A 23,043-nucleotide genomic window follows, 5' to 3' on the forward strand; every position below is an offset into this window, starting at 1 on the left:
GGGCGTCGTACGATCCAAGGGATCATAAAGACACAGGCGGGCCGGAGGTACACACCGCGGGTCCGCTCGGACCTCCAATCCATTTTCGATGAAGTGAGAGCAGCGAATCAGAATGTCTCAACCCATCAAGAACATGGAGTGTGAGTCACAATGGCATTTGCGAAAAAGAAGAAAGATATAGCCCCTTGGCGGCAAAACATTCTATCGCATCACAAAGGGCGTCCATCCCGTGCGGATCGGGCAGTGTTCCCGGCAAGTGTTGTTAAGGAATTGATCGAGGAAGCGGGTGGGCTTTGCCAGTGCGGCTGCGGCCGACCGGATACGGAAACGCACCATGTCATGCCCCGTACGCGGGACGGCCGCGGTGTCAAAACGAACGGCATGCGAGTGAATGGCATCTGTAATCAACGCTTTCATGCGAACGAGGATGAGTTACAACAATGGATCAACGTCTATACCGAACGATACGGCCCTTATTTCTGGTATGACGATCAAGATTGGGAAGAGTATCGACGGAGAGAGAACGCCGAATTTCAAGCGGCCGAAGCCCAGCGCCTGAAAGATGCACGTTTAGAGCCGGTAATGACATTATTATCATCCGCTGCAGGTAGGAAGCTTAGAGCGAAGGAGAAGCGACTTATTGAATCCCTTCCAGACAAACAAATGAACGTTCTGGCGGATTTGATTGCGGATGTGGTAAACGGTGTGCAACAGGCAGCCGGTTATTACCCAAATCACGGATACTATTTCGAGGATTAGGGGGAGTGATTGGGAATGAGTAAAGACAAGCAGAAAATAAAAAAAGGCGACTCGGTAATATTGCGAGACGGATCTATACATGAAATATCAAGCATTCAGGACGTTCATAACCGTTATCAGCTTGTCGGGGTTAGCGGATGGCAGAATGACATCGATTCGTTGGTATTGGTTCAACCGGGTTCAGCATATCGATATTGGCAACTTCAAGCCGCTGCAGCCAAAGAAGAAATAGCCCGTATCAACTGTGACTATTATGCAGACAAGCAGCGTTTTCACAATCAGGCCCGGGAACTGGTAGAAGTGAAAGAGCGTGAGCAGAAGCTAAAAGAAAGGTTAGAGGATATAAAGGAGCAGGCAATGTGGAGTAATAATGAGATTTTCGTCATTGCGCGAAATATATTGGATGTCCTTTATCCGAAGGAGAGGGAGCAATGACCGACGAAACAAAAGCAGAAATCATGGCGTTCTGGCAAAGAATCAAAAAGGTCGTGTATGAGCTGATAAACCGTATTAAAGCCTTCATAAAAAAAATCATTATGGATTTCGTTCATTACTGCTTAGAATACGAGACATTGAAATCAAGGGCGAGGATATACCTGCTGACAAAAAACCGGAGGATAAAGCGCAAGCAATTCAAATGGCTGGTGAAGGCAGTGTTTGGAGGTCGAACGGCGTGAAAGTAAAAGCTCAATCCTATTGGGTCTGGACTGATAAAGCACAAGAGAAGAATCCTAAATACTCAAGGGCAGGCGATCCGATTTGGCCGGATTACAAACATGAAGCGCCGTCTGAATGGGTAGAACAAGGTTTAATCTGTGACGCAGCGGAGGTTGAGAAGGAAGGGCAGGCGGATCTATTTGAGTACATTTAAAAAGGGGTGACCCTATGGGGACGGTGGAGCAAATGGAACTATTCCCGAGAGCTACGGCGGATGAAATCAAATATGTTCGGCAGCAGCTCAAGAAATATCCCGAGATGCGCCGTACAATCGCTGTACTGAATCAGAAGCCCGCTTTAAACGACATCGAGCAGAAGGTATTGGCTAAATACAGGCGCAAGACAGAGGCATTAGAAACAGCCATTCAATGCATACTCGATGACGAGATTAGAGAGATCATGCACTACCGATTTATTGAAAGTCACGAACGGTGGGCGGCAGTATCAAAATGGAGTCGGTTCACTGATCGTTCGTTAGACCGAAAAGTTCGGGATGGTGTAAAGGCCATCGCCGGAACATTGAAACTGACTCATGATATAGATTGAAATCGTGTCTGTTTTACGTCTGTACAGCGTCGCCTTTGTAAATCGGTAACATATTAAAGTAGGGACATAGAGCTAAACGCTCGGGTGTCCCTGCTACCCCTTATCGTCGCAGGACTCGACTGTGCTGAAAAGGGAGCCTTGCGGCAATCTGGAGCGTTTATCGCGGCGGTATGGATGCGGGGAAGGAGGTAAGATCACTCCAAACGCACTCCGCCCGGGCGCGATATAAATACGGGCTTTTAATATGGCCTTCATGGCATTGGTAGGTTCGAATCCTGCAAAGGCCTTTAGAATCGAATAAACTTTCAAAGAATGAGTCGCTATAATGGCGGCTCTTTTCTTTTTGGCCGAAGGGCATCAATGCGACTGAATAATCCCAGGCGTAAGCCGAGGGCCGGATAACAAGGTTTTATTATTTCTCCTGAAAGGGTGACGTACAAGGTGGGGTATTCAGAAATGGTATTTACTCGTGAAGAGTTACATAGTGCAATGGACGCGCTAGATCGGTTAGGGAAGATGTACACCATCGATAAAATCACAAAGAATATAGAAACGGAAAAAGATGAAGAAGATTCATTCCGACTATATCCATCCAAAGAGAAGCATCCGCATTTATTCGATCGTTGGATTATAAGGGAAGTGTAACAAGTGGCTCTTAAGAAATTCTGCCGTCACACAGGTTGTAAGAAGCTAACCACAACCGGTTACTGTGAAGACCATCCAAAGCAATCCTATGACCGGAAGCGGGGCACATCAGCGGAGCGGGGATATGATCATCATTGGCGGCGAGAGCGAAAGAAGTTCTTGCGTGAGAATGTGCTTTGTATCGACTGTTACGCTTTGGGCAAACTGACACCCGCTACTGATGTTGATCATGAAATACCACATCGCGGCGATAAGAATTTGTTCTGGGATAAAAGCAATTGGCGGGCACGCTGCCATAGTCACCATAGCCAAAAGACGGCGAGAGAAGATGGAGGATTCAACAACCCTTCCAAAAGGAGAGGCTTAGATGAAACCCATACCAGGACATAAAGGTTACTTTGCAAATGACCGAGGCGAAATAATTTCATTTAGACGAAAAGAGCCGAGAACATTAAAAGGTTATGTGAATCAAGATGGATACTTAACCGTTACCGTTACAGCAGACGATGGAATCAAGAGGAAAACTCTGGTCCATCGTCTTGTCATATCTGCGTATAAAGGCAGTTCTCCATATGATAATGGTGTTGTTAGGCACCTCAACGGCAATCAATTAGATAACGCTCCCGAGAACCTAGAATGGGGAACGGCATTCGATAACTATATGGATGCTGTTCACCACGGTACGAGAGCAAATGGAAGCGGGATAGGCGGACATATTACACCGCCGGACATTGTAAGGGCCATACGAGAAGACGGAGCAGAAGGAGTCAGTTATAAGGAGCTCGGCCGTCGATACGGCGTTAGCGCAACTCAAGCCTATAGAGTTCGGAATTACAAGCGTTGGAACAATATTGATCAAGGAGGATTGCGGCAATGACGGTTAAACAAATTGACATATTCAAGTGGTCGATAACGGGAGTACAAGTAACAAGTCCCAGAACATCTGTTATCGGCATCTATATCCCTGGGACTAAAGTAAACAGCAATGACCGCATATACGTCCGTCTTAACGCATGGGATAGGCTGCGCGGTGTTTCTCTTGAAGACAAGACAGTTGCAGAGCTTAAGAAGTGGGAACGTATCTGTGCGATGAAGAACACTGAAATAGAGCGCTGCCGTGCATCGGAGAAAATCATATCGACGCGGCACCGGCAATGGGATAGTACAAAGGAGAGTGATTACTGATGCAACAGGAGCGGGAGCATAAAGGGCTGGCTGACGTAGAGTTAAAGTTCAATGTCCAGTTTGCAGGATGGTATGAAGTCTTGATACAGAAGATGGGCGGTGCCTTACAAGATGCGGTTGATGCTGGCATGCCCGTCGATCTTGCAGACAATATGTTTAAAGGTAGCCTTAGTAGTGTCCTTAGAGATGCGTTGGTGATCGGAGATAGGGACGGATGGGAACAGAGTGGGAAGTAAATAACATTGTGCGTGAGCTCAAAATAATAGGGGAGCATTTGCTAAATGATTTGTACACCAAAGCAATGTGTGTAGAGGTCTATTTGTTGCACCTTCTGAGACGAATTTAAAGGGGGCACAGAGGCGTCCATGCCTCGACCCTCCCGAACACACGTCCAAGGGTGCACAAGGGGGAGGGGGGTCGAATCTCTGCGGTCCTTTTGCTAGTTGACCGCGTCCCCCTTATTTCGCGTAAAAACTCGTTTTATATATTTTTGAGAGGTTGAGGCCTTGATGAGAAGTAAAAATCGATTCTTTGAACGTGATGGTTACATGGTCGGCGTTACAAAAAAAGGCGTCGAGTTTTTGTTCGACGTCGACGATTTTAGTTTGATTTCTCAACACACATGGTGTGTTAGCGAGGTAAAAGGGAATAGATATATTCAAACTAGGATCGTAAGAAACGGCAAGGAGACAACGATTAGGATTCACAGGTTGATCCTTGGTCCAGATAATCAGTTGGTTGTTGATCATATCAATCATGATTGTTTAGATAATCGTAAAGAGAACCTTCGCTTGTGCTCTCATAGTAAGAATATTAGGAACAGGACCAAAAGAATAGCAGGGACATCTAAATATAAAGGTGTCTATTTTTACAAGAATCTTAATAAATGGAAAGCACAAATCGAGATAAAAGGTAAGAAAAAACACTTGGGATATTTCGAAAATGAGCAGGATGCGGCAGTTGCCTACAACAAGGCAGCTGCTTTTTATTTTGGTGAATATGCTCATTTAAACCATATCGCTTAAAGGCAGGTGAACCCGATGGGACGGAACGGAAAACCGATTGATCTGCACCTCGCAGCGGGGAATCCGAACCGGCTGACAAAAGAACAAATTCGGCAGCGGCAAGAGAGTGAAATCAAGCTCGGGAAAACGGAGCTCGACAAGCTGAAACCCCCGGAATACGTGAAGAGTGACACCATCGCTTATAAGATGTGGAAGGATTGTTTAAAGGAATACAAGGCAGCTTCCCAACAAGGTGTGGACCTTTTAACGTCTTCGGATGTGGGGCTGCTGGCGATGTATTGCAAGACGTATTCTGAATATGAAAAGTTACTAAAACAATATCAACGCATCGAAAATATAGCGATCAACGAAGACATTTTGAACGATTATTTCGAAAAAATGGAGGGTATCGAGGAATTTGAAGGGCGGGCGCAGCTGTACCTATCACAGCTCGCCTCCATCGAAGGGATCTTGAAGATCGAGACGGCCGTCAACAAGAAAATGGACATGCTCCTGAAAATGCAGGACCGTCTTTTCCTGAATCCTCTAGCGAAGATCAAAAACGTACCGAAACCGAAGGAGAAAGAAAAGCCTGCAAGCAAGTTCAGTAAATTCGGGGGCGGCCGGGGTGTATAGCTCCCAAATCTATCCTTACAACACCGTAACCGAGCTTGACCGGGTCACAGCGTATGCCAAGGAAGTAGTTTCTGGCCGGATTATTGCAGGTGAGACGCAGAAACAGGCCTGCGAAAGGCACCTTCGGGACCTTGAACGGCAAGGGACGGACGAATTTCCATTTGTTTTTGACCCGGACAAAGCCCATGAAATCATTGATTTCGCGGAAAGCTTGACGCTTGCGGAGGGGGAAGAACCCGAACCGCTCAAGTTATGGGGCTTCCAGGACTTCATTTTCGGTAGCTGGAACGGCTGGCTGAACATGGAAGGGTACCGAAGATTCCGCACATCATATGTTCAGGTTGCCCGGCAAAACGGGAAATCGCTCGGGAACGCGGTTCCGGCCCTGTTCTACGGGAATTTTGACGGCTATAATTACCCGCAAGTATATTGCGCAGCCACTAAAGAAGATCAGGCGCGCATTGTTTTGAAGGAATGTCTTAAATTCATCAATGCCGACCCGGAACTCGGGGGCAGCAAGTATGAAGAGGGGCTATTCACTTCCAAAGAATATAAAAGTACGATTCTCTGCAATATTACCCGCGGGGAAATCAAGGCGATAGGTCGAGATACCGAGACGATAGACGGTTTCCGGCCTTATTTTGCGTCTGTCGATGAATATCACAAACACAAGACAAACCAAATGTACAAGCTGCTGACAGGGGGCCAGCGCAAATTAAAACAGTGCCTAACCTCCATCATCACGACCGCCGGATTCGACCTGAATCTGCCATGCTACGAGGAATACGAGTATGGGAAGATGATTCTGGCCGGGCTCCATGATGACGAAACGCATTTCGTCTTTATCTGTGAACTGGACAAAGGCGATGACATTTGGGACGAAGCGAACTGGCCGAAGGCGAATCCACTCTGGACCGAAGAAACGCTTTCCAGTTTGCGCGGAGATGCCATTAAAGCGAAGAAAAAGCGCGGCGCCGATCTCCGGGATTTCATGACAAAGGGCCTGAACATCTGGGTACAATTCGCAGATAACCAATACATGAACATGGAGCACTGGAAAAACTGCGAATCCGACACTACGTTGGAAGACATGCGCGGCCGTGAGTGTTATTTGGGCCTTGACCTGTCGTCTGGTGGTGACTTGACATCCGGTTGTTTGGAATTTCCATTGGATGATTATGGACCGCACCGGAAGTATTATATCCACTCTCATAGCTTCATGCCGTTGAACAGAGTTGACGAGCATGTGCAGTCGGATGATGCTCCGTATGACATGTGGATTATGGATGATTTGATTACCGTAACCGAAACCTTGGGCGGTGTGAAGACGGACTATAAATATATCATCCAGTACTACAAAAACCTGATAAAAGAATACAACCTGAAATTAAAAGGCATCGCTTATGACCCACATAATGCGGATGCCTTTTTATCTGATCTGGAAGAGTTCGGCGTGGATTGTGTAGAGGTCACGCAGAGCGCCCGGAGTCTGAACGATGCCACCGTTGATTTTCAACTTGAGGTGGAAGCGGGCAACGTGATTTATGACCGCAGCAATAAGCTACTGACGTGGTCCATGGTCAACGCCAAGAAAGTCACCAACAGCTTTGGGGAAATCAAGATAGACAAGGACCCGAACGCTAAGACAAAGCGGATTGACCCGATTGACGCCGTGATTGACGCCCACAAGCTCTGTATGGCGAACAAAACCAAACGTTCCGTCTATGAGGATAGGGGCGTACGGACCATTTAAATCAGGAAGGGGGTGAGAACACTGAAAATTCCCATTATTTCACGATTCCTTGAGAAACGGAGCGATTCAAGCACCTTAAGCAATCCGAAACAGTGGCTGTACCAAGCGCTGGGGATCCCATTCGGAAAGAAAATATACGTTACCGAGAGCTCGGCCATGCGGAGCACAGCCGTTTTGACTTGTGTTCGAATCCTGTCCGAGACGGTGGCCTCCTTGCCGCTGCCGGTATACAAGCGATTGAATCCGAGGGGACGGGAGCGGGTAAACCATCGAATCGGTGAATTGCTGCAGCGATCCCCGAACCCGAGGATGACGGCCTTCACCTTCCGGGAAACCATGATGGTCCACATTCTTTTATGGGGGAACTGCTATGCCGAAATCGAGTATGACAACCGCGGGGATATCGTGGCATTGTGGCCGATTCCACCCCATCGCGTCGAGCATATGGAGACGGAAGCGGGCGAACCGTTCTTTAGGGTAACCACCGCAGATGGGAAGCAGCACAACGTCCCTGATTATGCCATGTTTCATATTCCTGGGCTTGGCTTTGACGGCAAAAAGGGAATATCGGTTATTCAATGGGCGAAACAGGCGATTGAACTTGCTCTTGCAACCGAACAATTCGGCGCGGAGTTTTTCGAGAATGGTACCAATGTTGGCGCGGTGGTTACACATCCCGGCACACTTTCGGATCCAGCCTTTGAACGCTTAAGCAAATCCCTGAAAGAAAAATATGAGGGGTTAGGCAAATCGCACCGGCTTATGTTGCTAGAAGAAGGGATGTCTTTCTCTAAAAACACCATTCCGCCAAATGATGCGCAGTTTTTAGAAACCCGGAAATTTCAGATTCTTGAAATAGCTCGCATCTTCCGGGTACCGCCGCACATGATGGCCGATTTGGAGCGGGCCACCTTCTCCAACATTGAACATCAAAGCACGGATTTTATCGTCCATTCCGTTCGGCCGTGGTTGATCCGTTGGGAACAAACGATCAATTGGAAGCTGTTTGATGGAACCGAGCAGAAACGTTTGTATGCTGAGTTTCTCATCGAAGGTTATCTTCGGGGGGATTCCGCAGCGCGAGCTGCTTTCTATAAAGAAATGTTTAATCTTGGAGCGTTTTCACAGAATGACATTCGCGAGAGGGAAAACGAGAACCCCATCCCCGGCGGAGATCGTTATTTTGTACCTTTAAACATGGTTCCGCTTGATCTCTTGGACGAATATTACAAGGGCAAATTTGCACCAAAAGAAGCATTGAAGGGAGGTGATAACGATGAAGGAGAACGAGAAGGAGCAGCGGGAGCTAGTGCTACCGGGGAGCAAGCCGGAGGTGCGGAAGGTTGATGGCGAGCCGACAAAGATTATCGGATATGCTGTCCGCTGGGATCAGTTATCACGTCCGATTTTTGGTATGTTTCAAGAGAAATTCAAGCGCGGGGCCTTTTCTAAATGCCTTGCCGATAATCCTGATGTCTATGCAGCGTGGCAGCACGATTCCCGAGAGGTATTAGGAAGGACACCGAGCACACTGCTTCTGATTGAGGATGACATCGGACTTCGATACGAGATTACGCCGCCGAGCTGGGCGGAGAAACACATGGAGACGATCGAGCGCGGTGACGTGCGCGGGTCGTCTTTTATTTTTCGCTCCACTGTGGAGGAATGGGACGAGACGAACAGCGACATGCCGATTCGCACCATAACCGAAGCAGAGTTGTTCGAAGTAAGCCCGGTCACAACACCGGCTTATCCGCAGTCAACTGTTGGTATCCGATCCGCCGAAGAAGTGTTCCAAAACCGCAATCATAGTGATGAATCACTCTTGGCCTACACGGATGAAGAACTTGACATGATCATGCTTGAACTCGATTTGCGAATGAAAAAACTTAACCTTTAGGGAGATGATCGAATTGAAAAACCTGATCGAACTGAGAAAGAAGCTTGCCGCCAAGAAAGATGAAATGCGCTCCATGATCCAAGGCGCGCAAGGTGAAAAGCGTAGTTTCACGGATGAAGAAGAAACGAAATTCACTGCTTTGGAAGGCGAGGCTCGGGACCTTGAAAGCGAAATTAAAATGGAAGAGCGGGCGCAGGCATTAGCAATGTCCGCAGGCGGCACCAAGCGTACAGCAGACGATGAGCAACACGAAGGAGAATTTCGAGATTTTGGTGAAATCATCGCAACCTATCGTTCGAATCCGAACGACCCACGATTGAAAGAATATCGTGAATTGGCTGCCAGTGCGAATGTGACAGGCGGTATTTTTGTGCCTCCACAATACTCGCAGCAGCTTTTCGAAATTTCAGCAGAACAGGCGATTGTTCGGCCACGCGCAGTAGTTATTCCAGCTGCGGACAATTCCCCGGATGCAAGCTTGACGCTTCCAGCCTTGGATCAGGGCACGGGATCAAACAACTTCGGCGGGGTTGAGGTAACGTGGATCGGTGAAGGTGACGAGAAGCCGGAAACGGATGCAAAATTCCGTGATCTGACACTGAATCCGCATGAAGTCGCTGCGCATATCAAAGTCACCGATAAACTTTTGCGTAACGCCCCGGCCGTGAATGAGGTCGTGACACGTCTCTTTCGCGGTGCAATTGCAGCCGCAGAAGATCAAGCATTCCTATACGGTAACGGCACGAGTAAACCGCTGGGTGCTCTGAACTCTCCGGCCGCGAAGGTGGTAGCCCGGAAGACAGCAAACGTGATTACTTATCTCGATATCGTCGGCATGCTCGCGCAGGCTAAACTTGGCGGAAACCTTGTTTGGACGGCTTCGCAGTCCATCCTTCCTCAGCTTCTGACGATGAAGGACGATAGCGGCAGCCTGATTTTCCAGCCGAATATTGCTAACGCGCTGGGTGGTACCTTGCTGGGCTATCCGATCCGATTCACAGAAAGCTCGCCGATTCTCGGAACGGCTGGTGATCTCGCATTGTCGGACTTTGGTTACTACGTTATCAAGGACGGCGCAGGCATTTTCATTCAAGCTTCCGACGCTCCGCTGTTCACTCAGAACAAGACGATTATCAAAGCATTCTGGAACGTGGACGGCAAACCATGGGTAAATGGTCCATTCACCCTTGCTAACGGTTACGAGGTATCACCGTTCGTCAAGCTGGGCGTACCACAACCTTAATCATCAAGCCCGGCATAGTCCGGGCTCAATTCTATTTGAAAGCGAGTGGAACACATGGCAGAGAAAACGAAGTTTTACCACGTCACGAACGACTTTGTAGACAAGAACACGGATGAAGTCATCTCCAAAGGATCTATCTATGAAGCGGACGAAGACAGGGCTGCGCTGTTGAAAGCCGCGGACGTCATCGGGAAGGAAGCAACCAAAGCCGAGATCGACGAGGCCAAGAAAGAGGCGGCGAAGGATACGGATGGTGGCAAAGATGCTGGCAAGTCTGAAAAAGGCTAAGCCCTTCTTTGGGGTGGCTCTGGATGATACCACACAGGACCTTGAAATTCTTTCAGCCTTGAAAGCAGCGTCGGCAGCTATTGAACGGGAAACAAATCGGAGCTACGAACACAAGCCATATCGGCAAACGCTGGACGGCTCTGGAACGCAATTCCTCCGGCTCCGAAACTTTCCCGTTCATTCCGTTTCCATGCTCAAGGTTGAGGGGGAGGAACAGGATTCCGGTTCTTTCGTGATTGAGTCGGAAAACGGCATGCTGTTTCGGCGTTCTGGCTGGCCCTGTGGCGCCCGTTTGATTGATGTCGAGTATTTGGCCGGGTACATCCTACCAAGCGACGAGGCGGGCGCACCGGAAGCCACGTTGCCGGAAAATATCCAACTGGCCTGCATCATGTTCGCTCAGATGCTTCTACGTTCCCCGGGTGTGAAGTCGGAGCGGGTCGGTGATATTTCCGTGACCTATGACGAAAGTAAAGGCCTTCCGGACGTAGTGAAAGCGCTGATTCAGTTATGAGGTGATCATACATGCCGAAGAAGAAACGCCGGAGTTACCGGCGGGCAAACATCGAGGTCACAGAGGAAACGTATCTGCCGGGAATCATAGACGCGCTGCAGGAGCTGGTCACCAAAGAGGTTCATATTGGTGCGCAGGGCGATGAAGAACTTGCAATGATCGCCGGTATTCACGAATACGGATCATTGAAAGCGGGCATCCCAGCCCGTTCATTTATCGGAGCGGGTAAAAAGAAGGCGCAAACCCCGATTTCTCGCGTGGTAAAAGAGGGCGTTGTCGAACTGGTGACCGGAAACCTTGAAACGGATGACTTGCTGCGAAAGATCGGCGATGTCGGCAAGGATAGGGTGCTCAAGAACTTCGATAAAATGCGGACGCCCCCACTATCTCCACTCTATGCGAGACGGAAGGGAAACAAGAAGATTCTGCGGGATGAAGAACAGCTTCGGGAGTCGATTACTGCTGTGGTTGTCAAGAAGAAGGGAGGGCGTCGGCGTTGATGTTTCGTTTTAACTCTATCGTGAAGAAGTATGAAAAGCCTTACGTGCTGGTACGACCGGGCGAGGACCAAGGTTATGACGAATACGGCGACCCGATCCCGGCCCAGCCCGTACGGGTTCCGTTAAGAGGTCTTTTTCAACCGGTCTCGGCGGATTTACAACTGGCCGAGGGCGGGAACTACACGGCGGAAGACCGAGCGCTCTATACGTCACACCGGCACGATCCCGGCGATCTCATCGAATATCAAGATAATCAATACACCATCGACGTGCCGGAGGATCGAGATTACCGGGATACCAACAAATACATCGCGAAAAAGAGGGTTGTCAATGATCCCGTACAATGAAATCCGTAAGCTGCTGGTAAATGAGCTTTCAGGGTACACCGGCCTGCAGGTGATTAACATGAACGGCGGCAGCAGCATCCCGAAAACGGCGTTTCTGACGTATCATTTCGAACCCGGATTTGAAAAAGTTCGCGGATTCCCCATTGAGGTACACAAAGGCGATCATATCGAACAAGTGGAGACGGTGGAATTCACCGTCTCTTTTATGTCGTACGCCGATGATCATCCCACCAGCATGAACAATGCCCTGCTGGCTCGGGAATGGTTCAGAACCGATGGCCGTGAAATCTTGAAAGATGCCTTTTGGATTATCGTTCACGAGGTCGGCCACGTAGAAAATCGGGACATCGCCATAGGGGAAGAGTGGGAGCGGCGGCAGGGGTTCGAAGTGGTGTTCCGCATGCCGGATGTGTCCAAAAGAAAGCTTTACACGATTGAAAAAGTAAACATAGAAGGAGCTGGTACCATTGTCAGCAATTAAAGACGTAACGGTTATTATTGATATCCAAAAGCCTTCGCCGGTCGTCGGTTTTGGTAAGCCGCTGATTATCGGCACATCGGCCACGGCCAAGCCTTACAAAACTTACACGGAATTGTCCGAAGTTGCCACGGAGTTTATGCCTACATCTGAGGTGTACAAAGCAGCCAAGGCCATTCTTGATCAGGATAACCGCCCGCCGGAGATTGCGGTGATGCTGCGGGAGACGGCCGGGACGTGGGATGATTTCTTGCCTACGATTTTCGAGAAGGATTGGTACTTTGCCGTATGCACGCGCAGCACATTGGAAGACATCACGGCCATTGCCGATGCGATCGATGCCGCGGGGAAAAGACAGTTTGCGGTAAGCACCAGCAGCAAGGATGACTTGACGTCCATTAAGGCCAAGGACTATAAAAACACCTTCGCGTTCTATCATACGAACATCGACAATTACCCGGAGGCGGCATTGGTCGGGGAAGCGGGTTCGAAGCCGGTAGGAAGCATCACGTGGAAGGGGCAACGCTTGAAAGGGATTCAGCCTTTGGATATTACGGCGGCTGAGCTGCGGGAGATACACAGTCTTGGAGCTATTACCTATGTAACCAAAGCGGGCGACCCGGTGACATCGGAAGGCAAGACGGTATCCGGTGAGTACATCGACGTTATCCATTCGAAACACTTTGTCATTCACACGCTGGAATATGAGGTCCAGAAGCTGTTCAACAATGCACGGGACCGGAAGATTGGCTATGACAATACGGGCATCGCTCAAATCGAAGGCGTGGTCCGTACGGTGCTGCAGCGTTGTGTGAATCAAGGCATTATCGCCCGGGGGTCGGACGGGGTCGGATTATACAGCACAACGTTTAAAACACGGGAACAAACGACACCGCTTGAACGGGCCAGCCGGGTTTATAACGGAGGCTCGTTTGCTTTTGAACTGGCTGGGGCGATCCATGAAACCACAATCAAAGGCGTAGTAACCTACTAAGGAGGGGAACGAAGTGTCAGTAAAAACATACGATCCGAATGATTTGACGGTTGTGGTCAACGGCACGTATCTTACGGGTTTTTCGGAGGACATGATCGAATTCGAAAAGGACGAAGATAACTATGAGACGAAGGTAGGTGCTCAAGGTGATGTAGTGCGATCAAAGGTAAACAATCCATTGGCGACCATGTCCATCACCTTACTCTCTACTAGCCCACAAGTGGCTATGCTGGATGGGTTGGCGAAGTCCGGTGATCTAGTGCCGGTATCCATGATTTACAACGGGGAGCCGAAGGAAACGGTCACTGTCACTGAAGCTTACATCAAGAAGCCGGCTTCACGGTCTTACGGTACCGAAGCCGGTGACCGGGAATACGAAGTCCAATGCATGGACGCAGACATCAGTTAAAAAAATCAAAATCATGAAAAGGGGTATTTACAATGTCTAATTTCAAACAAAAAACCTTCACTGCTAAATCTGGAAAAAACTACGTTTTTCAATTTCCGGGAGTTCGTCAGGTAACTAAAATCACGGACCGGATTAAAAATAAACACGGCGTTGCTTCGGACGAAAGACTATCGGAAGAAATGCTCTCCAATGTTGTGGTTGAACCAAAAGTGAAGTTGGAGGACTTCAAGGACCCAGCAGGTTATAAAGAGTTGGGCGAGGTTGTCCATGCGGCATTCGCCTTTATTACCGGCACCGATGAAGATTCCGAGGATGATGAGAATGAGCAGGATCAGTAAGAAAGAAGCTGAGCGAAGGGCCAATGAAAGATGGTCCATGTGGCGATTGCTCCTATCGGATATGAATATTACGTACAGCGACTTAGACAAGATGGACTATGACGACATCTTGGAGGCGAATGCCGCCTTAGACATCCACATTAAACAACAGAAAAAGGAAACACAAAAGAAGTGAGCGCCCTCTGGGCGCTCCTTTTTCGTTTGGAAGGAGGTGTGTTGATTGGCCGTTATTAGTAATTTGATGTTCGCTGTTGGCTTCAAAGTGGCGGATTCAGCACTCAAGAAGGCAGGAAAACAAATTGATTCCATGAAAGGTCAATGGGCTGCCGTTGGAATTGCAGCTGGGGCAACCGCTGTTGCCGTGGGTGGGATTGGTATCGCGGCATTAAATGCGGCCAATGAATTTAATGACTCCATGAGATCCATTCAAATGGCTACCGGAATGACGAACGAGCAGATGGAGGAAACCAAGGGAATTGCTACGGACCTGTACAATCAGAATTTCGGCCAAAACTGGCAAGACCTTGCAAGCGCCATTGCCAGTGTCCAGCAAGTAACAGGGCTAACCGGGGAAGCTTTGGAAAACACAACAAAAGAGGCGTTATTACTCCGGGATGCATTTGGTTATGAAGTAAAGGAATCCATTGATGCGGCGCAAAATGCTGTACAAAACTTCGGTATATCCAATACAGAAGCCTATAACCTGATTGCTCAAGGCACACAAAAAGGGTTGGATGCTTCTGGTGATCTGTTGGATACCGTAGGCGAGTATTCCGTATATTTTAAGACACTGGGCTTCACGGCTGATGAAATGTTTGACACGTTGGCGGCGGGTGCAGAAGGCGGAGCTAGGAACGTGGATTTGGTAGCCGATGCCGTTAAAGAATTCGGCATCATGGCGAAAGATAATTCAGAGTCCACGATCGCCGGTATGCAAATGCTGGGTTTAGATGCAGATAAAATGATGAAGACTATTGCATCTGGTGGGCCGGAAGCAAAGAAATCATTTTCTCAAATTGTACAAATGATTTCCGACATCGAGGATCCCGTAGAACGAAATACAGTGGGCATCAATTTATTCGGCACCAAGTTTGAAGACCTAGAGGCCGCTATTATTGGCAGTATGGGAACGGCGAAGTCTCAATTTGATATGACCAAAGATACGATGAACGAATTAAATGAAATCAAAATGAATTCTCCTGGGGAAGCGTTTGAACGTATCGGTCGTCAGATGGAAACAGGGATTCTGAAACCATTAGGCGATAAATTACTTCCATACCTTGTCGGATTCTCTGATTGGCTAGAAGAAGCCATGCCGAAGATTACCGAAGTGGGCGGGGAGATTATGGACAAATTAGCTGTCGGATTTGATGCGGCCGCTAAAGCTGTGAAGTTTCTCGCGGAGAACTTTGACATTATCGGACCAGCAGCCGGAATCTTTGCAGCGGTGCTGTTAACTTCTTTAGCGCCTGCTCTTTGGGCCACTGTCGCCCCGTTGCTTCCGTTCATTGCCGTGGGCTTAGCATTAGCGGCTGTGGTCACTGGCATCATCCTCGTGTTCAAAAACTGGGGAGCCATCAGCACGTGGTTGACGACGGTATGGAACGCCTTTAAAACTTGGGTGTTCGGCCTCTTCACTTCGATCGGCGACTTCTTTGTCACCTGGGGGACTATCATCTGGAATGCTATTACCTCAGTTGTTATGAGTATCGTCAATACGGTAGTGGCAAACTGGAACGCCTTTAGCGCAATGACAAGGGCTGTTTTTGACGCAATCGTCGGTTTCTTCACCTCTACATGGAATACCATCTGGAGCACCATAACCAGCATTGCAGATAACATCGTTTCGTGGGTTACGGGAGCCTGGGATAAGATCAAGAACACGGCTACAAGCACATGGGAAGGTATATCCACAGGACTATCGAACATGTGGACTAAAGTCAAAGACAATTTCGCAAATGGTGTCAACTTCATCACCGGCCTGATAAATAACATGATTGCTAAAATCAATGATGCGTTATCGATTAAGTTGCCGGACTGGCTGGGCGGCAAGGAATTCGCAATTAATATTCCAGAAATCCCGGAAATCCCGGTCGATGGCAGCCACGCCAACGGTCTTGCGAATGTGCCCTTTGATGGATATGTTGCGGAGCTGCATGAAGGTGAACGGGTACTGACGGCAGAAGAGAACAAGGCGTATTCGGCCGGCACTGGTGAAACATCCTTGGCACCGGCTCGAGCGAGCAGCACAGGCGGCGCAACATCCCGGCAAGAGATCAGCCTGAACATTAATTTGAACGGATCCTCGGTTGGTCCGGCAGAAAAATCGGTGCTGCTGGCTGAAATCAACGCTCTATTTGAAAGCGTCATGCGCCGAAACGGTTTGGAGGTGGCAACGGATTAATGGCAACCATTAACGGGCATTATCTCTTGGTTGAAGATGAATCGTATGACTTTTCCGTTGACGTTACGGATCAGCCGGTGGAAAAGGATATCGATGTCACGGACCATGTGCAGCGGAAGCCGCGCGTCCTTTCCTTGAACGGGGTCGTGGTCGATAACGCGGCCAAGTTTGAAGCGTTTCTCAAGGAAGCGAGCGAGAAAGGGACCATCGTCCGGTATGTTGGCCGGACGACCTTCTCGGGCTTGATTACGGGCTTTGCGCCGACTAGGAACTACAAAAACGCAACCGGGTTTGCTTATTCGTTGACGATTAAGGAAATCCGAGTTGCTACTACATCTTACGTTAACGACTTGCCATTACCAGTGAAGGCCCAAACGGTTAAAATCGTCAATTCCGGGACCAAGCAGACCAAGAACAAGAAGAAAAGCAAGGCCAAGTCCAAAACATCGAGCAAAAAGGGCTCTAAGAGCAAAACGTCCAAGTCATCGACAAAAGAGAAAGTGGAGAAGGTCAAATTTAAGCCGGGCAGCCCGTGGGCGAATTGAGGTGAAGCATGGAGTACATCGACATTGAAAAAGAACAAATCCCCTATCGCTTTGATATTTCACTAGCGGAAGAGAGCTTCACTTTTGAGGTTCATTACAATGCCGAGTATGACTTTTTCACGGTGGACCTAGAGCGTGACGGGGAGGTTTTGGCCGTCGGTGAAAAGCTAATCTATGGCATGCCACTATTTTATGACATCATGGACAACCGATTCCCCAAGCTGCCGATCGTGCCGTTTGACGAATCAGACAAAAGTAAAACTGTGACATGGGAGACGCTCGGGAAAAGCGTCTTTTTATATGTGATTGAAGGTGAGGACGATGAATAATTTCGGTCGGGTGGCCGAAGTCATGACGGAGAACATGAAGTTTTCTATGGATGATTTCAACATCGAAGCGACAATCCCTTTTGATAACGATACGCTGCCGAATGAGGCGGAGATCAAGATATGGAATCTTTCTAGTGACACGCTGAACAACATCAAGCGCGGCAAAGTGCTGATGATGAATGCCGGGTACCGGGATGATTCCGGGGTCGTTCTTCACGGCTATATTTCCAGTGTGAAGACTCAGCGGGACGGCGTGGACAAAATCACGATCATCAACGTGCTTGATTCGGAAGACCTGTCCAAGCGGGTGGTCAAGGAAATCGCCTACGCCAAAGGAACACTTGCCAGCCATATCATTAAGGAAATGGCCCGGTATATCGGGTTACCGGTAGCTCAAATGCAACTCAACCAGGATTACCGTTATCAGGACGGCTACACGGCCAAGGGTCCAGTAACTGAAATCATTTCCAAGGTGGCGAAGGATTGCGGTACATCGGTGTACATCAATAAAGGAAAATTGTATGTGCGCAGCCTCCGAAAGGGCGGGGATAGCGTATTTAATCTGACCAAGAAAACCGGATTAATCGAGTCCCCCGAGTATTTCGAAGACAACGGCGCAAAAGGGTATAACGTGAAATCTCAGCTGCAGTACCGTATTACCACGGCTTCGGTCATCAATCTGGAAAGCGAACAGTTTAGCGGGAAGCTGCATGTTCGAAGCGGTAGCCATCACATCAGCCGGACAGGCGATTTTTCAACGGAGATGGAGGCGTTGTTATGAGCAAAGCGGATGCGGCCGGCACTTTATCCAAGCTTATAGATGGATTCGTTAACCGGGCCATGGCCGGGGTACATGTGGCGATTCCGTGCCGGGTGGTGACGTTCGACGAAACGACATGCCGGGCGGATGTTCAGCCCCTTGTGAGAATGGGGGACGATACGCCTGCCGTCATTCAATCTGTTCCGGCTCTTGGTCGAAAACGGAAGGTTGGACCGGATATCGAAGTCGAAAAACCATTCTATGAAAAAGGCGATGTGGTTTATGTGGTTTGTGCGGATCGGGAGATTAAGAATACATTACGTGGTCAAGTTGCCGCGCCGGACAGCACCCGGGCGCATGACATCAATGACGCCGTAATAGTGGGGGTGTTCATATGATTTCACTGTTAGTGGATGACACCGGGGACCTTGTGTTCACCGGCGGCGAGCTGGCTACGATCGAAGGCCCCGAAGAATTGGCTCAGTGCTGCCGGTTAGGCATCGGAACCAATAAAAATGAATGGTTTCTAAACCCGGAAATGGGAATTGATTTTAAGATGTTCCTTGGTAAAGACGTCAATGAAGCGCAAATGATGGACGAACTGACAGCCGGATTGCTGCAGGAGTCCCGGATCCAGTCGGTGGAAAATGTGGAGTTCACCATCAATCCTAAATCCCGGACGATGCTTGTTACATTTACGGCAACCGGGACGGATGCGGAGACGATTCAAGAAGAGGGGGTGATTGTCGGTGCTGGATAGAACCGGATTTAAACGGCGGCGATTCCAAGACTTGTATGACGAAATCGAGGACAAGGCCAAGGAAGCTTTTGGCGAAAACATTAATACGTCTGAACGCTCGCCGCTGGGGATCATCCTGCGGCTTTTTGCATGGTTCTTGGCGATGATTTGGGGCACCGCCGAGGACGTATATAACAGCGGATACAAGAACACGGCCCAAGGTAACAATCTGGACCGGTTAGGGCCTTATTCAGGAGTCACGCGGATATTGGAACAATGGGCGACCGGGACCGTTACAATCTCGGGGACTCCGGGCCGGACCGAGGATGCAGGATTTCAGGTTGCCACGGAAACCGGTATTTATTTTGAAACAACGGAACCTTTCACGGTGGGTGCCGACGGCATGGCGACCGTGCCGGTTGAAGCCTTAGAGCCCGGTTCAAATGGCAATGTAGCTGCCGGGTCGATCACCATTATTGTGAATCCGAATCCTGATATCACAGCCGTGACGAACCCGGAGCGCACCCAAGGTGGACGGGAGAAGGAAACGGATGACGAGTTTAGAGACCGGATGGATCAGGCGGTGGCCGGGGGCGGCGCTGCTTCCTTGGATGCCCTTCGGGGCGCGCTGCTACGGTTGGAAAATGTGCGTGCGGCTGCCGTGATCGAGAATAACACCATACAGACGGACAGCGCCGGACGCCCTGCGAAATCGTATCAAGCGTATGTTCTTGGGGGCGACGATCAAACCATAGCCCAAACAATATTTGACAAAGGAGCTGCGGGGATTGAATCCCATGGCGACATTTCCATGCAAGTCATGGACCTTGGCGGATATCCGCATATCGTCAAATTCAGCCGGGCGGAGGAAGTCGCCTTGCAAATCGAAGTGGATGTAACCAGAAATGACAGTTACCCGGCGAATGGTGATGATTTAATACGATCGGCCTTGGTCCGGTATGTCGGTGGCGAGGACGGCGGCAGCTATTACAACGGCTTAAACATGGGCGCCCAAGTGGTTTATACGCGGCTGATCAGCGCGGTGTACAGTGTCACCGGCGTTGAAGATGTTGACATCCGGGTAGGGAGCGGCGGAGCGATGGGAACGGGCAATGTTGCGATAGAGCCTTTCCAAGTCGCGCAGGTGAAAGCATCTGATATTGAGGTGACCAGCCATGTTTAGCTTTAAGGATATGCTGCGGCGATTTGCCGATGCCTACAATAAGGACCCACATAGTAATCTTGGGAAATTGATCGGCATTCTACACGGCCAAATGCAGCAGGTAAATGACAGCCTTGAACGTATCCGGGAATGGCGCTCTATTGACGATGCAGAGGGCACCACACTGGACCGGATCGGGGAAAACATCGTGCAAACGCGAGGGGCATCCACGGACGAAGTTTACCGTGTGCTCCTGAAATCCAAAATTGCGCGTAACCTTTCCAAAACGGACGTGAACACAATCATTCAGGTTCTGTCCCTTGCGCTGGACTGCCCGTATTCTGACATCCGTATTGTCCCGAAATATAATGATCCTTCGGAGCCGGAACCGGCTGCGATATCATTGATCAAAGTCCCGACCAAACGGCTGAATGAAGTGGGGATGTCTCCCTTGCAGTTTGGTCAGATCATTCAAAAAACGGTGGCTGCTGGTGTTCGGGTGGCTCAAATCGAGTTAACCGGCACGTTTCAATTCTCTTCGAAATATGCGGAGCTCGAAACCGGACCGACCGGATTTGCAGACGAGGCAATGACAACGGGCGGGACCTTGGGAGAAGTTTATATCCCGGGTAACGATTACCCATTACCAATATAGGAGGGATTACCTTGGCCTTTGATAAACAGGCACCAACTTGGAGCGCGCCCGGTGTGGAGCCTCCTGAATCGAAAAAACAGGAAGGATGGCAAGTGAACGACAAACCGCCTGCCGCATGGTTAAATTGGTTCATGTCGTTGACGGCTGAATCACTGAAAGAGCTCCAGCAAAAGGCGGCCGAAAAGTCTGACATTACGACGATTAATAGTGAAATCGATGGTTTAAAGCAATCTGGCGTTGACGGTAAAAACCGATTGGAAACCGCCATCATCGCCAAGGAAGGAACGGTTTCCAAACAAGGGCAGGTTGCGACATTCGAAGAACTTGATAATGGCATTCACTCTATTCCTACAGGCACAGATACGAGTGACGCTACGGCAGCATCTGGGGATATAATCAGCGGCAAAACAGCTTACGGTCCTAGCGGTAAGATTACAGGTACGATCCCTGATAGAGGCGCAGGCGGCACTGTTATACCGGGCGCAACAGATCAGTCAAAAGCAGCCGGGCGGTACACAACCGCGATTACGATAAAAGGGGTTCCGGTTCCTGCTGACAAGGTGCTGGCAGGGACGACCATCGCGGGTACGGCGGGGACGATGCCGAACCGGGGAGCTGGCGGAACAGTGACGCCAGGAACAACGAACCAGACGAAAGCAGCCGGATACTATTCTTCATTGATTACAATACTCGGTGATCCTGATCTAATTAGCGCTAATATTAGAGCGGGTGTGGATATTTTCGGAGTAATTGGTTCCTTAATTGAGGGGCCGAGGTACGCGAGCGGTACAGTGAGTAACATGGAGAGGGATGCAACAAGAAATGTAGATATTGGATTCTTACCCAAGATAATAATCGGATCAGGAATCCAGGAAGGTACAGCAGGACAAAGAAGAAGTACTATGCGATATGGGTTTACTCAGGGAGATTATATTACTGGTTTCTTTAATGCTGTAGATTTTTTTAAAATTGATGGGGCCAGTAGCATACAACAAACCTTTAGATTTCTGACAACTGGCATTGCGTCTTTTACAGATATTAGGTGGGAAGCTTGGGGTTAAAGGAGGGGTATCCATTGAATAACCAATTATTTAGATTCGGGAATTGGATCTATTTTGATAAAGTAACGGGTGAGATTTTACATGAAACAGGCGAAGTGTGGCATAGTGATCCTGAATATGAAAATAAGCGGAATCCGTTTAGTAATATCCCAAAGCTTATGGAACGGATTCCTGAAAGTGTCGGAATTATCAAACTTAAGCCTGATGAACTTGAACAGGATTTTGCTGAGGGCTTTCTAGGGAGGGTAAATCCTGAAACGCTAGAACTTGAGTTCGTTTACCTTGATCCGGCTAATCCGGGAATCCCACAAGAGCCACGAAAACCATTATCTGTCGAAGTAGAGGAACTGAGACAAGAAAACACCTTGCTGAAAGCACAAAACAGTGCTTTGACAGAAAGAACGGAATTCATTGAGGATGTCATCGCCGAGATGGCCATCCAGGTTTACCAGTGATACGCCGATTCCTTTACTGGATACTCTGGAAAGGAGGTGGAGGCGATATGATGGCGATGTTTTTTGCACAACGTGTAATCCTGGACAAGACGAAGTTCAGCGAGGTACCGACATCCCTGCAGCCAGGCGTACGCGATATCTTGGTTGACAGCGGTCTGGAATTCCTGATCGAAGAATAGTTTCACCAGCAGCGCCGCAAGGCGTCTTTTTTATGCCCCTGGGTGGTCCGGGGGCTCTTTTTAATACAGAGAAATGATTGGGGGACGAGGGGAATGAATACAACACAAGGGGTGGGTGACGTGCAAGATGTAAATACATTGGTTGGTCTGCAGATACAACTTGCTAGAATCGAAGAGACATTGAAGCCGCTGGCCGCTCTGGTACCATCGGTTGCAGAAGTCAGGGACACATCTAAAGAAGCACTGGCCTGTGCCCAGCAAGTAAAGGACAAGTTAACCACTATTGAGATGGAGCAGAGTCAAACCAAGGTTATTGCAGAAGAAGCTTTGCGAAAGGCCAACGAGGCGTTGAAAGTGCAGCAAGATCAGGCAGAGGGGCGGAAGTGGGTTAAGAGAGCTTTTTACGGCGTAATTATTGCCAGTTCGGCGACCGGTCTTGTTGCAGCGGTGTGGGCTGGCTTCAAACTGGCAGCACTAAAATAATAGGGAGATGATTTT

At 49.1% G+C, this 23,043-nt stretch carries 35 protein-coding genes; all 35 read left to right on the forward strand.

The genetic code is table 11. From position 1 onward, the window contains the following. Positions 1–150 precede the first annotated feature (150 nt). The 35 genes from M2277_RS24880 to M2277_RS25050 all read left to right on the forward strand — a co-directional run bounded on the left by M2277_RS24880 (position 151) and on the right by M2277_RS25050 (position 23,028). Entirely contained in the window at positions 151–759 is a 609-nt protein-coding gene (locus tag M2277_RS24880) for an HNH endonuclease (protein WP_280755846.1), read from the forward strand. Positions 760–774: 15 nt separating this feature from the next. After that, complete coding sequence (locus M2277_RS24885) at positions 775–1,194, forward strand: hypothetical protein (protein ID WP_280755848.1); 420 nt, start codon at positions 775–777, stop codon at positions 1,192–1,194. Then, positions 1,191–1,436, forward strand: coding sequence for a hypothetical protein (locus M2277_RS24890; RefSeq protein ID WP_280755849.1), 246 nt, complete (start codon positions 1,191–1,193; stop codon positions 1,434–1,436). Before M2277_RS24885 ends, M2277_RS24890 begins: the two co-directional genes overlap by 4 nt. Continuing rightward, positions 1,433–1,630 carry a hypothetical protein gene (locus M2277_RS24895; RefSeq protein WP_280755850.1) on the forward strand — a complete coding sequence of 66 codons (198 nt, stop codon included), beginning with the start codon at positions 1,433–1,435 and terminating at the stop codon, positions 1,628–1,630. Before M2277_RS24890 ends, M2277_RS24895 begins: the two co-directional genes overlap by 4 nt. Before the next feature lie 14 nt (positions 1,631–1,644). Then, complete coding sequence (locus tag M2277_RS24900) at positions 1,645–2,022, forward strand: hypothetical protein (RefSeq protein WP_280755851.1); 378 nt, start codon at positions 1,645–1,647, stop codon at positions 2,020–2,022. 1,012 nt (positions 2,023–3,034) lie between these two features. Next, positions 3,035–3,544: an HNH endonuclease gene (locus tag M2277_RS24905; RefSeq protein WP_280755852.1), complete on the forward strand. Its 510-nt coding sequence runs from the start codon at positions 3,035–3,037 to the stop codon at positions 3,542–3,544. Then, positions 3,541–3,852 carry a hypothetical protein gene (locus tag M2277_RS24910; RefSeq protein ID WP_280755853.1) on the forward strand — a complete coding sequence of 104 codons (312 nt, stop codon included), beginning with the start codon at positions 3,541–3,543 and terminating at the stop codon, positions 3,850–3,852. Before M2277_RS24905 ends, M2277_RS24910 begins: the two co-directional genes overlap by 4 nt. Then, positions 3,852–4,088 (forward strand): hypothetical protein, encoded by a 237-nt coding sequence (locus tag M2277_RS24915; protein ID WP_280755854.1) that lies wholly within the window; start codon positions 3,852–3,854, stop codon positions 4,086–4,088. The genes M2277_RS24910 and M2277_RS24915 overlap by 1 nt, the downstream gene beginning before the upstream one ends. Positions 4,089–4,361: 273 nt before the next feature. Continuing rightward, positions 4,362–4,877, forward strand: coding sequence for an HNH endonuclease (locus M2277_RS24920; protein ID WP_280755930.1), 516 nt, complete (start codon positions 4,362–4,364; stop codon positions 4,875–4,877). 15 nt (positions 4,878–4,892) lie between these two features. After that, on the forward strand, positions 4,893–5,492 hold the full coding sequence (locus M2277_RS24925) for a terminase (RefSeq protein WP_280755855.1): 600 nt from the start codon (positions 4,893–4,895) through the stop codon (positions 5,490–5,492). Next, positions 5,485–7,245 (forward strand): terminase large subunit, encoded by a 1,761-nt coding sequence (locus tag M2277_RS24930; RefSeq protein WP_280755856.1) that lies wholly within the window; start codon positions 5,485–5,487, stop codon positions 7,243–7,245. Before M2277_RS24925 ends, M2277_RS24930 begins: the two co-directional genes overlap by 8 nt. A gap of 12 nt (positions 7,246–7,257) precedes the next feature. Further along, complete coding sequence (locus M2277_RS24935; protein ID WP_280755857.1) at positions 7,258–8,592, forward strand: phage portal protein; 1,335 nt, start codon at positions 7,258–7,260, stop codon at positions 8,590–8,592. Beyond that, complete coding sequence (locus M2277_RS24940) at positions 8,522–9,145, forward strand: HK97 family phage prohead protease (protein WP_280755858.1); 624 nt, start codon at positions 8,522–8,524, stop codon at positions 9,143–9,145. Before M2277_RS24935 ends, M2277_RS24940 begins: the two co-directional genes overlap by 71 nt. Positions 9,146–9,158: 13 nt before the next feature. After that, positions 9,159–10,388 (forward strand): phage major capsid protein, encoded by a 1,230-nt coding sequence (locus M2277_RS24945; RefSeq protein ID WP_280755859.1) that lies wholly within the window; start codon positions 9,159–9,161, stop codon positions 10,386–10,388. A gap of 54 nt (positions 10,389–10,442) precedes the next feature. After that, on the forward strand, positions 10,443–10,676 hold the full coding sequence (locus M2277_RS24950; RefSeq protein WP_280755860.1) for a hypothetical protein: 234 nt from the start codon (positions 10,443–10,445) through the stop codon (positions 10,674–10,676). Beyond that, the gene (locus M2277_RS24955) at positions 10,639–11,190 is read left to right on the forward strand and encodes a hypothetical protein (protein WP_280755861.1); all 552 of its coding nucleotides are present in this window, start codon (positions 10,639–10,641) and stop codon (positions 11,188–11,190) included. Before M2277_RS24950 ends, M2277_RS24955 begins: the two co-directional genes overlap by 38 nt. 11 nt (positions 11,191–11,201) lie before the next feature. Then, positions 11,202–11,690, forward strand: a complete 489-nt coding sequence (locus tag M2277_RS24960) for a phage virion morphogenesis protein (protein ID WP_280755862.1) — start codon at positions 11,202–11,204, stop codon at positions 11,688–11,690. After that, on the forward strand, positions 11,687–12,037 hold the full coding sequence (locus tag M2277_RS24965; RefSeq protein ID WP_481857786.1) for a hypothetical protein: 351 nt from the start codon (positions 11,687–11,689) through the stop codon (positions 12,035–12,037). The genes M2277_RS24960 and M2277_RS24965 overlap by 4 nt, the downstream gene beginning before the upstream one ends. Continuing rightward, positions 12,021–12,518, forward strand: a complete 498-nt coding sequence (locus M2277_RS24970; RefSeq protein WP_280755863.1) for a phage neck terminator protein — start codon at positions 12,021–12,023, stop codon at positions 12,516–12,518. Before M2277_RS24965 ends, M2277_RS24970 begins: the two co-directional genes overlap by 17 nt. Next, positions 12,505–13,509: a DUF3383 family protein gene (locus tag M2277_RS24975; protein WP_280755864.1), complete on the forward strand. Its 1,005-nt coding sequence runs from the start codon at positions 12,505–12,507 to the stop codon at positions 13,507–13,509. Before M2277_RS24970 ends, M2277_RS24975 begins: the two co-directional genes overlap by 14 nt. A gap of 13 nt (positions 13,510–13,522) precedes the next feature. Beyond that, the gene (locus M2277_RS24980) at positions 13,523–13,918 is read left to right on the forward strand and encodes a phage structural protein (protein ID WP_280755865.1); all 396 of its coding nucleotides are present in this window, start codon (positions 13,523–13,525) and stop codon (positions 13,916–13,918) included. Between the two features lie 32 nt (positions 13,919–13,950). Beyond that, entirely contained in the window at positions 13,951–14,256 is a 306-nt protein-coding gene (locus M2277_RS24985; protein WP_280755866.1) for a hypothetical protein, read from the forward strand. Next, positions 14,240–14,431: a hypothetical protein gene (locus M2277_RS24990; RefSeq protein ID WP_280755867.1), complete on the forward strand. Its 192-nt coding sequence runs from the start codon at positions 14,240–14,242 to the stop codon at positions 14,429–14,431. Before M2277_RS24985 ends, M2277_RS24990 begins: the two co-directional genes overlap by 17 nt. A 45-nt stretch (positions 14,432–14,476) precedes the next feature. Then, positions 14,477–16,660 carry a phage tail tape measure protein gene (locus M2277_RS24995; RefSeq protein ID WP_280755868.1) on the forward strand — a complete coding sequence of 728 codons (2,184 nt, stop codon included), beginning with the start codon at positions 14,477–14,479 and terminating at the stop codon, positions 16,658–16,660. Next, complete coding sequence (locus M2277_RS25000) at positions 16,660–17,205, forward strand: phage baseplate protein (protein ID WP_280755869.1); 546 nt, start codon at positions 16,660–16,662, stop codon at positions 17,203–17,205. Before M2277_RS24995 ends, M2277_RS25000 begins: the two co-directional genes overlap by 1 nt. Positions 17,206–17,213: 8 nt before the next feature. Continuing rightward, positions 17,214–17,534 (forward strand): phage baseplate plug family protein, encoded by a 321-nt coding sequence (locus tag M2277_RS25005; protein ID WP_280755870.1) that lies wholly within the window; start codon positions 17,214–17,216, stop codon positions 17,532–17,534. After that, entirely contained in the window at positions 17,527–18,315 is a 789-nt protein-coding gene (locus M2277_RS25010) for a phage protein (protein ID WP_280755871.1), read from the forward strand. Before M2277_RS25005 ends, M2277_RS25010 begins: the two co-directional genes overlap by 8 nt. Further along, positions 18,312–18,692, forward strand: coding sequence for a Gp138 family membrane-puncturing spike protein (locus M2277_RS25015; RefSeq protein WP_280755872.1), 381 nt, complete (start codon positions 18,312–18,314; stop codon positions 18,690–18,692). Before M2277_RS25010 ends, M2277_RS25015 begins: the two co-directional genes overlap by 4 nt. Next, complete coding sequence (locus M2277_RS25020) at positions 18,689–19,054, forward strand: DUF2634 domain-containing protein (RefSeq protein WP_280755873.1); 366 nt, start codon at positions 18,689–18,691, stop codon at positions 19,052–19,054. Before M2277_RS25015 ends, M2277_RS25020 begins: the two co-directional genes overlap by 4 nt. Further along, positions 19,044–20,216, forward strand: a complete 1,173-nt coding sequence (locus tag M2277_RS25025; protein WP_280755874.1) for a baseplate J/gp47 family protein — start codon at positions 19,044–19,046, stop codon at positions 20,214–20,216. The genes M2277_RS25020 and M2277_RS25025 overlap by 11 nt, the downstream gene beginning before the upstream one ends. Then, complete coding sequence (locus M2277_RS25030) at positions 20,209–20,850, forward strand: hypothetical protein (RefSeq protein ID WP_280755875.1); 642 nt, start codon at positions 20,209–20,211, stop codon at positions 20,848–20,850. Before M2277_RS25025 ends, M2277_RS25030 begins: the two co-directional genes overlap by 8 nt. 11 nt (positions 20,851–20,861) lie before the next feature. Next, a complete protein-coding gene (locus M2277_RS25035; RefSeq protein ID WP_280755876.1) occupies positions 20,862–21,911 on the forward strand; it encodes a hypothetical protein in 1,050 nt (349 codons plus the stop codon). A 14-nt stretch (positions 21,912–21,925) separates the two neighbouring features. Then, positions 21,926–22,366 (forward strand): hypothetical protein, encoded by a 441-nt coding sequence (locus M2277_RS25040; RefSeq protein WP_280755877.1) that lies wholly within the window; start codon positions 21,926–21,928, stop codon positions 22,364–22,366. A gap of 47 nt (positions 22,367–22,413) precedes the next feature. Then, positions 22,414–22,545 carry a hypothetical protein gene (locus M2277_RS25045; protein ID WP_265576992.1) on the forward strand — a complete coding sequence of 44 codons (132 nt, stop codon included), beginning with the start codon at positions 22,414–22,416 and terminating at the stop codon, positions 22,543–22,545. A 93-nt stretch (positions 22,546–22,638) separates the two neighbouring features. Then, on the forward strand, positions 22,639–23,028 hold the full coding sequence (locus M2277_RS25050) for a hypothetical protein (RefSeq protein ID WP_280755878.1): 390 nt from the start codon (positions 22,639–22,641) through the stop codon (positions 23,026–23,028). The last annotated feature ends 15 nt before the right edge of the window (positions 23,029–23,043 follow it).

The sequence above is a fragment of the Paenibacillus sp. LBL genome (assembly GCF_029893715.1).
Taxonomy (GTDB): Bacteria; Bacillota; Bacilli; order Paenibacillales; family Paenibacillaceae; genus Paenibacillus_AQ; species Paenibacillus_AQ glucanolyticus.

What these genes read in the sequence shown, in the direction of transcription:
- M2277_RS24970 (WP_280755863.1), top strand. Translation starts at nt 12,021, where the DNA reads ATGATCCCGTACAATGAAATCCGTAAGCTGCTGGTAAATGAGCTTTCA.
- M2277_RS25030 (WP_280755875.1), top strand. Translation starts at nt 20,209, where the DNA reads ATGTTTAGCTTTAAGGATATGCTGCGGCGATTTGCCGATGCCTACAAT.
- M2277_RS25015 (WP_280755872.1), top strand. Translation starts at nt 18,312, where the DNA reads ATGAGCAAAGCGGATGCGGCCGGCACTTTATCCAAGCTTATAGATGGA.
- M2277_RS24940 (WP_280755858.1), top strand. Translation starts at nt 8,522, where the DNA reads ATGAAGGAGAACGAGAAGGAGCAGCGGGAGCTAGTGCTACCGGGGAGC.
- M2277_RS25000 (WP_280755869.1), top strand. Translation starts at nt 16,660, where the DNA reads ATGGCAACCATTAACGGGCATTATCTCTTGGTTGAAGATGAATCGTAT.
- M2277_RS24885 (WP_280755848.1), top strand. Translation starts at nt 775, where the DNA reads ATGAGTAAAGACAAGCAGAAAATAAAAAAAGGCGACTCGGTAATATTG.
- M2277_RS24990 (WP_280755867.1), top strand. Translation starts at nt 14,240, where the DNA reads ATGAGCAGGATCAGTAAGAAAGAAGCTGAGCGAAGGGCCAATGAAAGA.
- M2277_RS24880 (WP_280755846.1), top strand. Translation starts at nt 151, where the DNA reads ATGGCATTTGCGAAAAAGAAGAAAGATATAGCCCCTTGGCGGCAAAAC.
- M2277_RS24890 (WP_280755849.1), top strand. Translation starts at nt 1,191, where the DNA reads ATGACCGACGAAACAAAAGCAGAAATCATGGCGTTCTGGCAAAGAATC.
- M2277_RS24960 (WP_280755862.1), top strand. Translation starts at nt 11,202, where the DNA reads ATGCCGAAGAAGAAACGCCGGAGTTACCGGCGGGCAAACATCGAGGTC.
- M2277_RS24950 (WP_280755860.1), top strand. Translation starts at nt 10,443, where the DNA reads ATGGCAGAGAAAACGAAGTTTTACCACGTCACGAACGACTTTGTAGAC.
- M2277_RS24925 (WP_280755855.1), top strand. Translation starts at nt 4,893, where the DNA reads ATGGGACGGAACGGAAAACCGATTGATCTGCACCTCGCAGCGGGGAAT.
- M2277_RS25005 (WP_280755870.1), top strand. Translation starts at nt 17,214, where the DNA reads ATGGAGTACATCGACATTGAAAAAGAACAAATCCCCTATCGCTTTGAT.
- M2277_RS24955 (WP_280755861.1), top strand. Translation starts at nt 10,639, where the DNA reads ATGGTGGCAAAGATGCTGGCAAGTCTGAAAAAGGCTAAGCCCTTCTTT.
- M2277_RS25020 (WP_280755873.1), top strand. Translation starts at nt 18,689, where the DNA reads ATGATTTCACTGTTAGTGGATGACACCGGGGACCTTGTGTTCACCGGC.
- M2277_RS25045 (WP_265576992.1), top strand. Translation starts at nt 22,414, where the DNA reads ATGATGGCGATGTTTTTTGCACAACGTGTAATCCTGGACAAGACGAAG.
- M2277_RS25010 (WP_280755871.1), top strand. Translation starts at nt 17,527, where the DNA reads ATGAATAATTTCGGTCGGGTGGCCGAAGTCATGACGGAGAACATGAAG.
- M2277_RS24915 (WP_280755854.1), top strand. Translation starts at nt 3,852, where the DNA reads ATGCAACAGGAGCGGGAGCATAAAGGGCTGGCTGACGTAGAGTTAAAG.
- M2277_RS24910 (WP_280755853.1), top strand. Translation starts at nt 3,541, where the DNA reads ATGACGGTTAAACAAATTGACATATTCAAGTGGTCGATAACGGGAGTA.
- M2277_RS24905 (WP_280755852.1), top strand. Translation starts at nt 3,035, where the DNA reads ATGAAACCCATACCAGGACATAAAGGTTACTTTGCAAATGACCGAGGC.
- M2277_RS25050 (WP_280755878.1), top strand. Translation starts at nt 22,639, where the DNA reads ATGAATACAACACAAGGGGTGGGTGACGTGCAAGATGTAAATACATTG.
- M2277_RS24900 (WP_280755851.1), top strand. Translation starts at nt 1,645, where the DNA reads ATGGGGACGGTGGAGCAAATGGAACTATTCCCGAGAGCTACGGCGGAT.
- M2277_RS24920 (WP_280755930.1), top strand. Translation starts at nt 4,362, where the DNA reads ATGAGAAGTAAAAATCGATTCTTTGAACGTGATGGTTACATGGTCGGC.
- M2277_RS24985 (WP_280755866.1), top strand. Translation starts at nt 13,951, where the DNA reads ATGTCTAATTTCAAACAAAAAACCTTCACTGCTAAATCTGGAAAAAAC.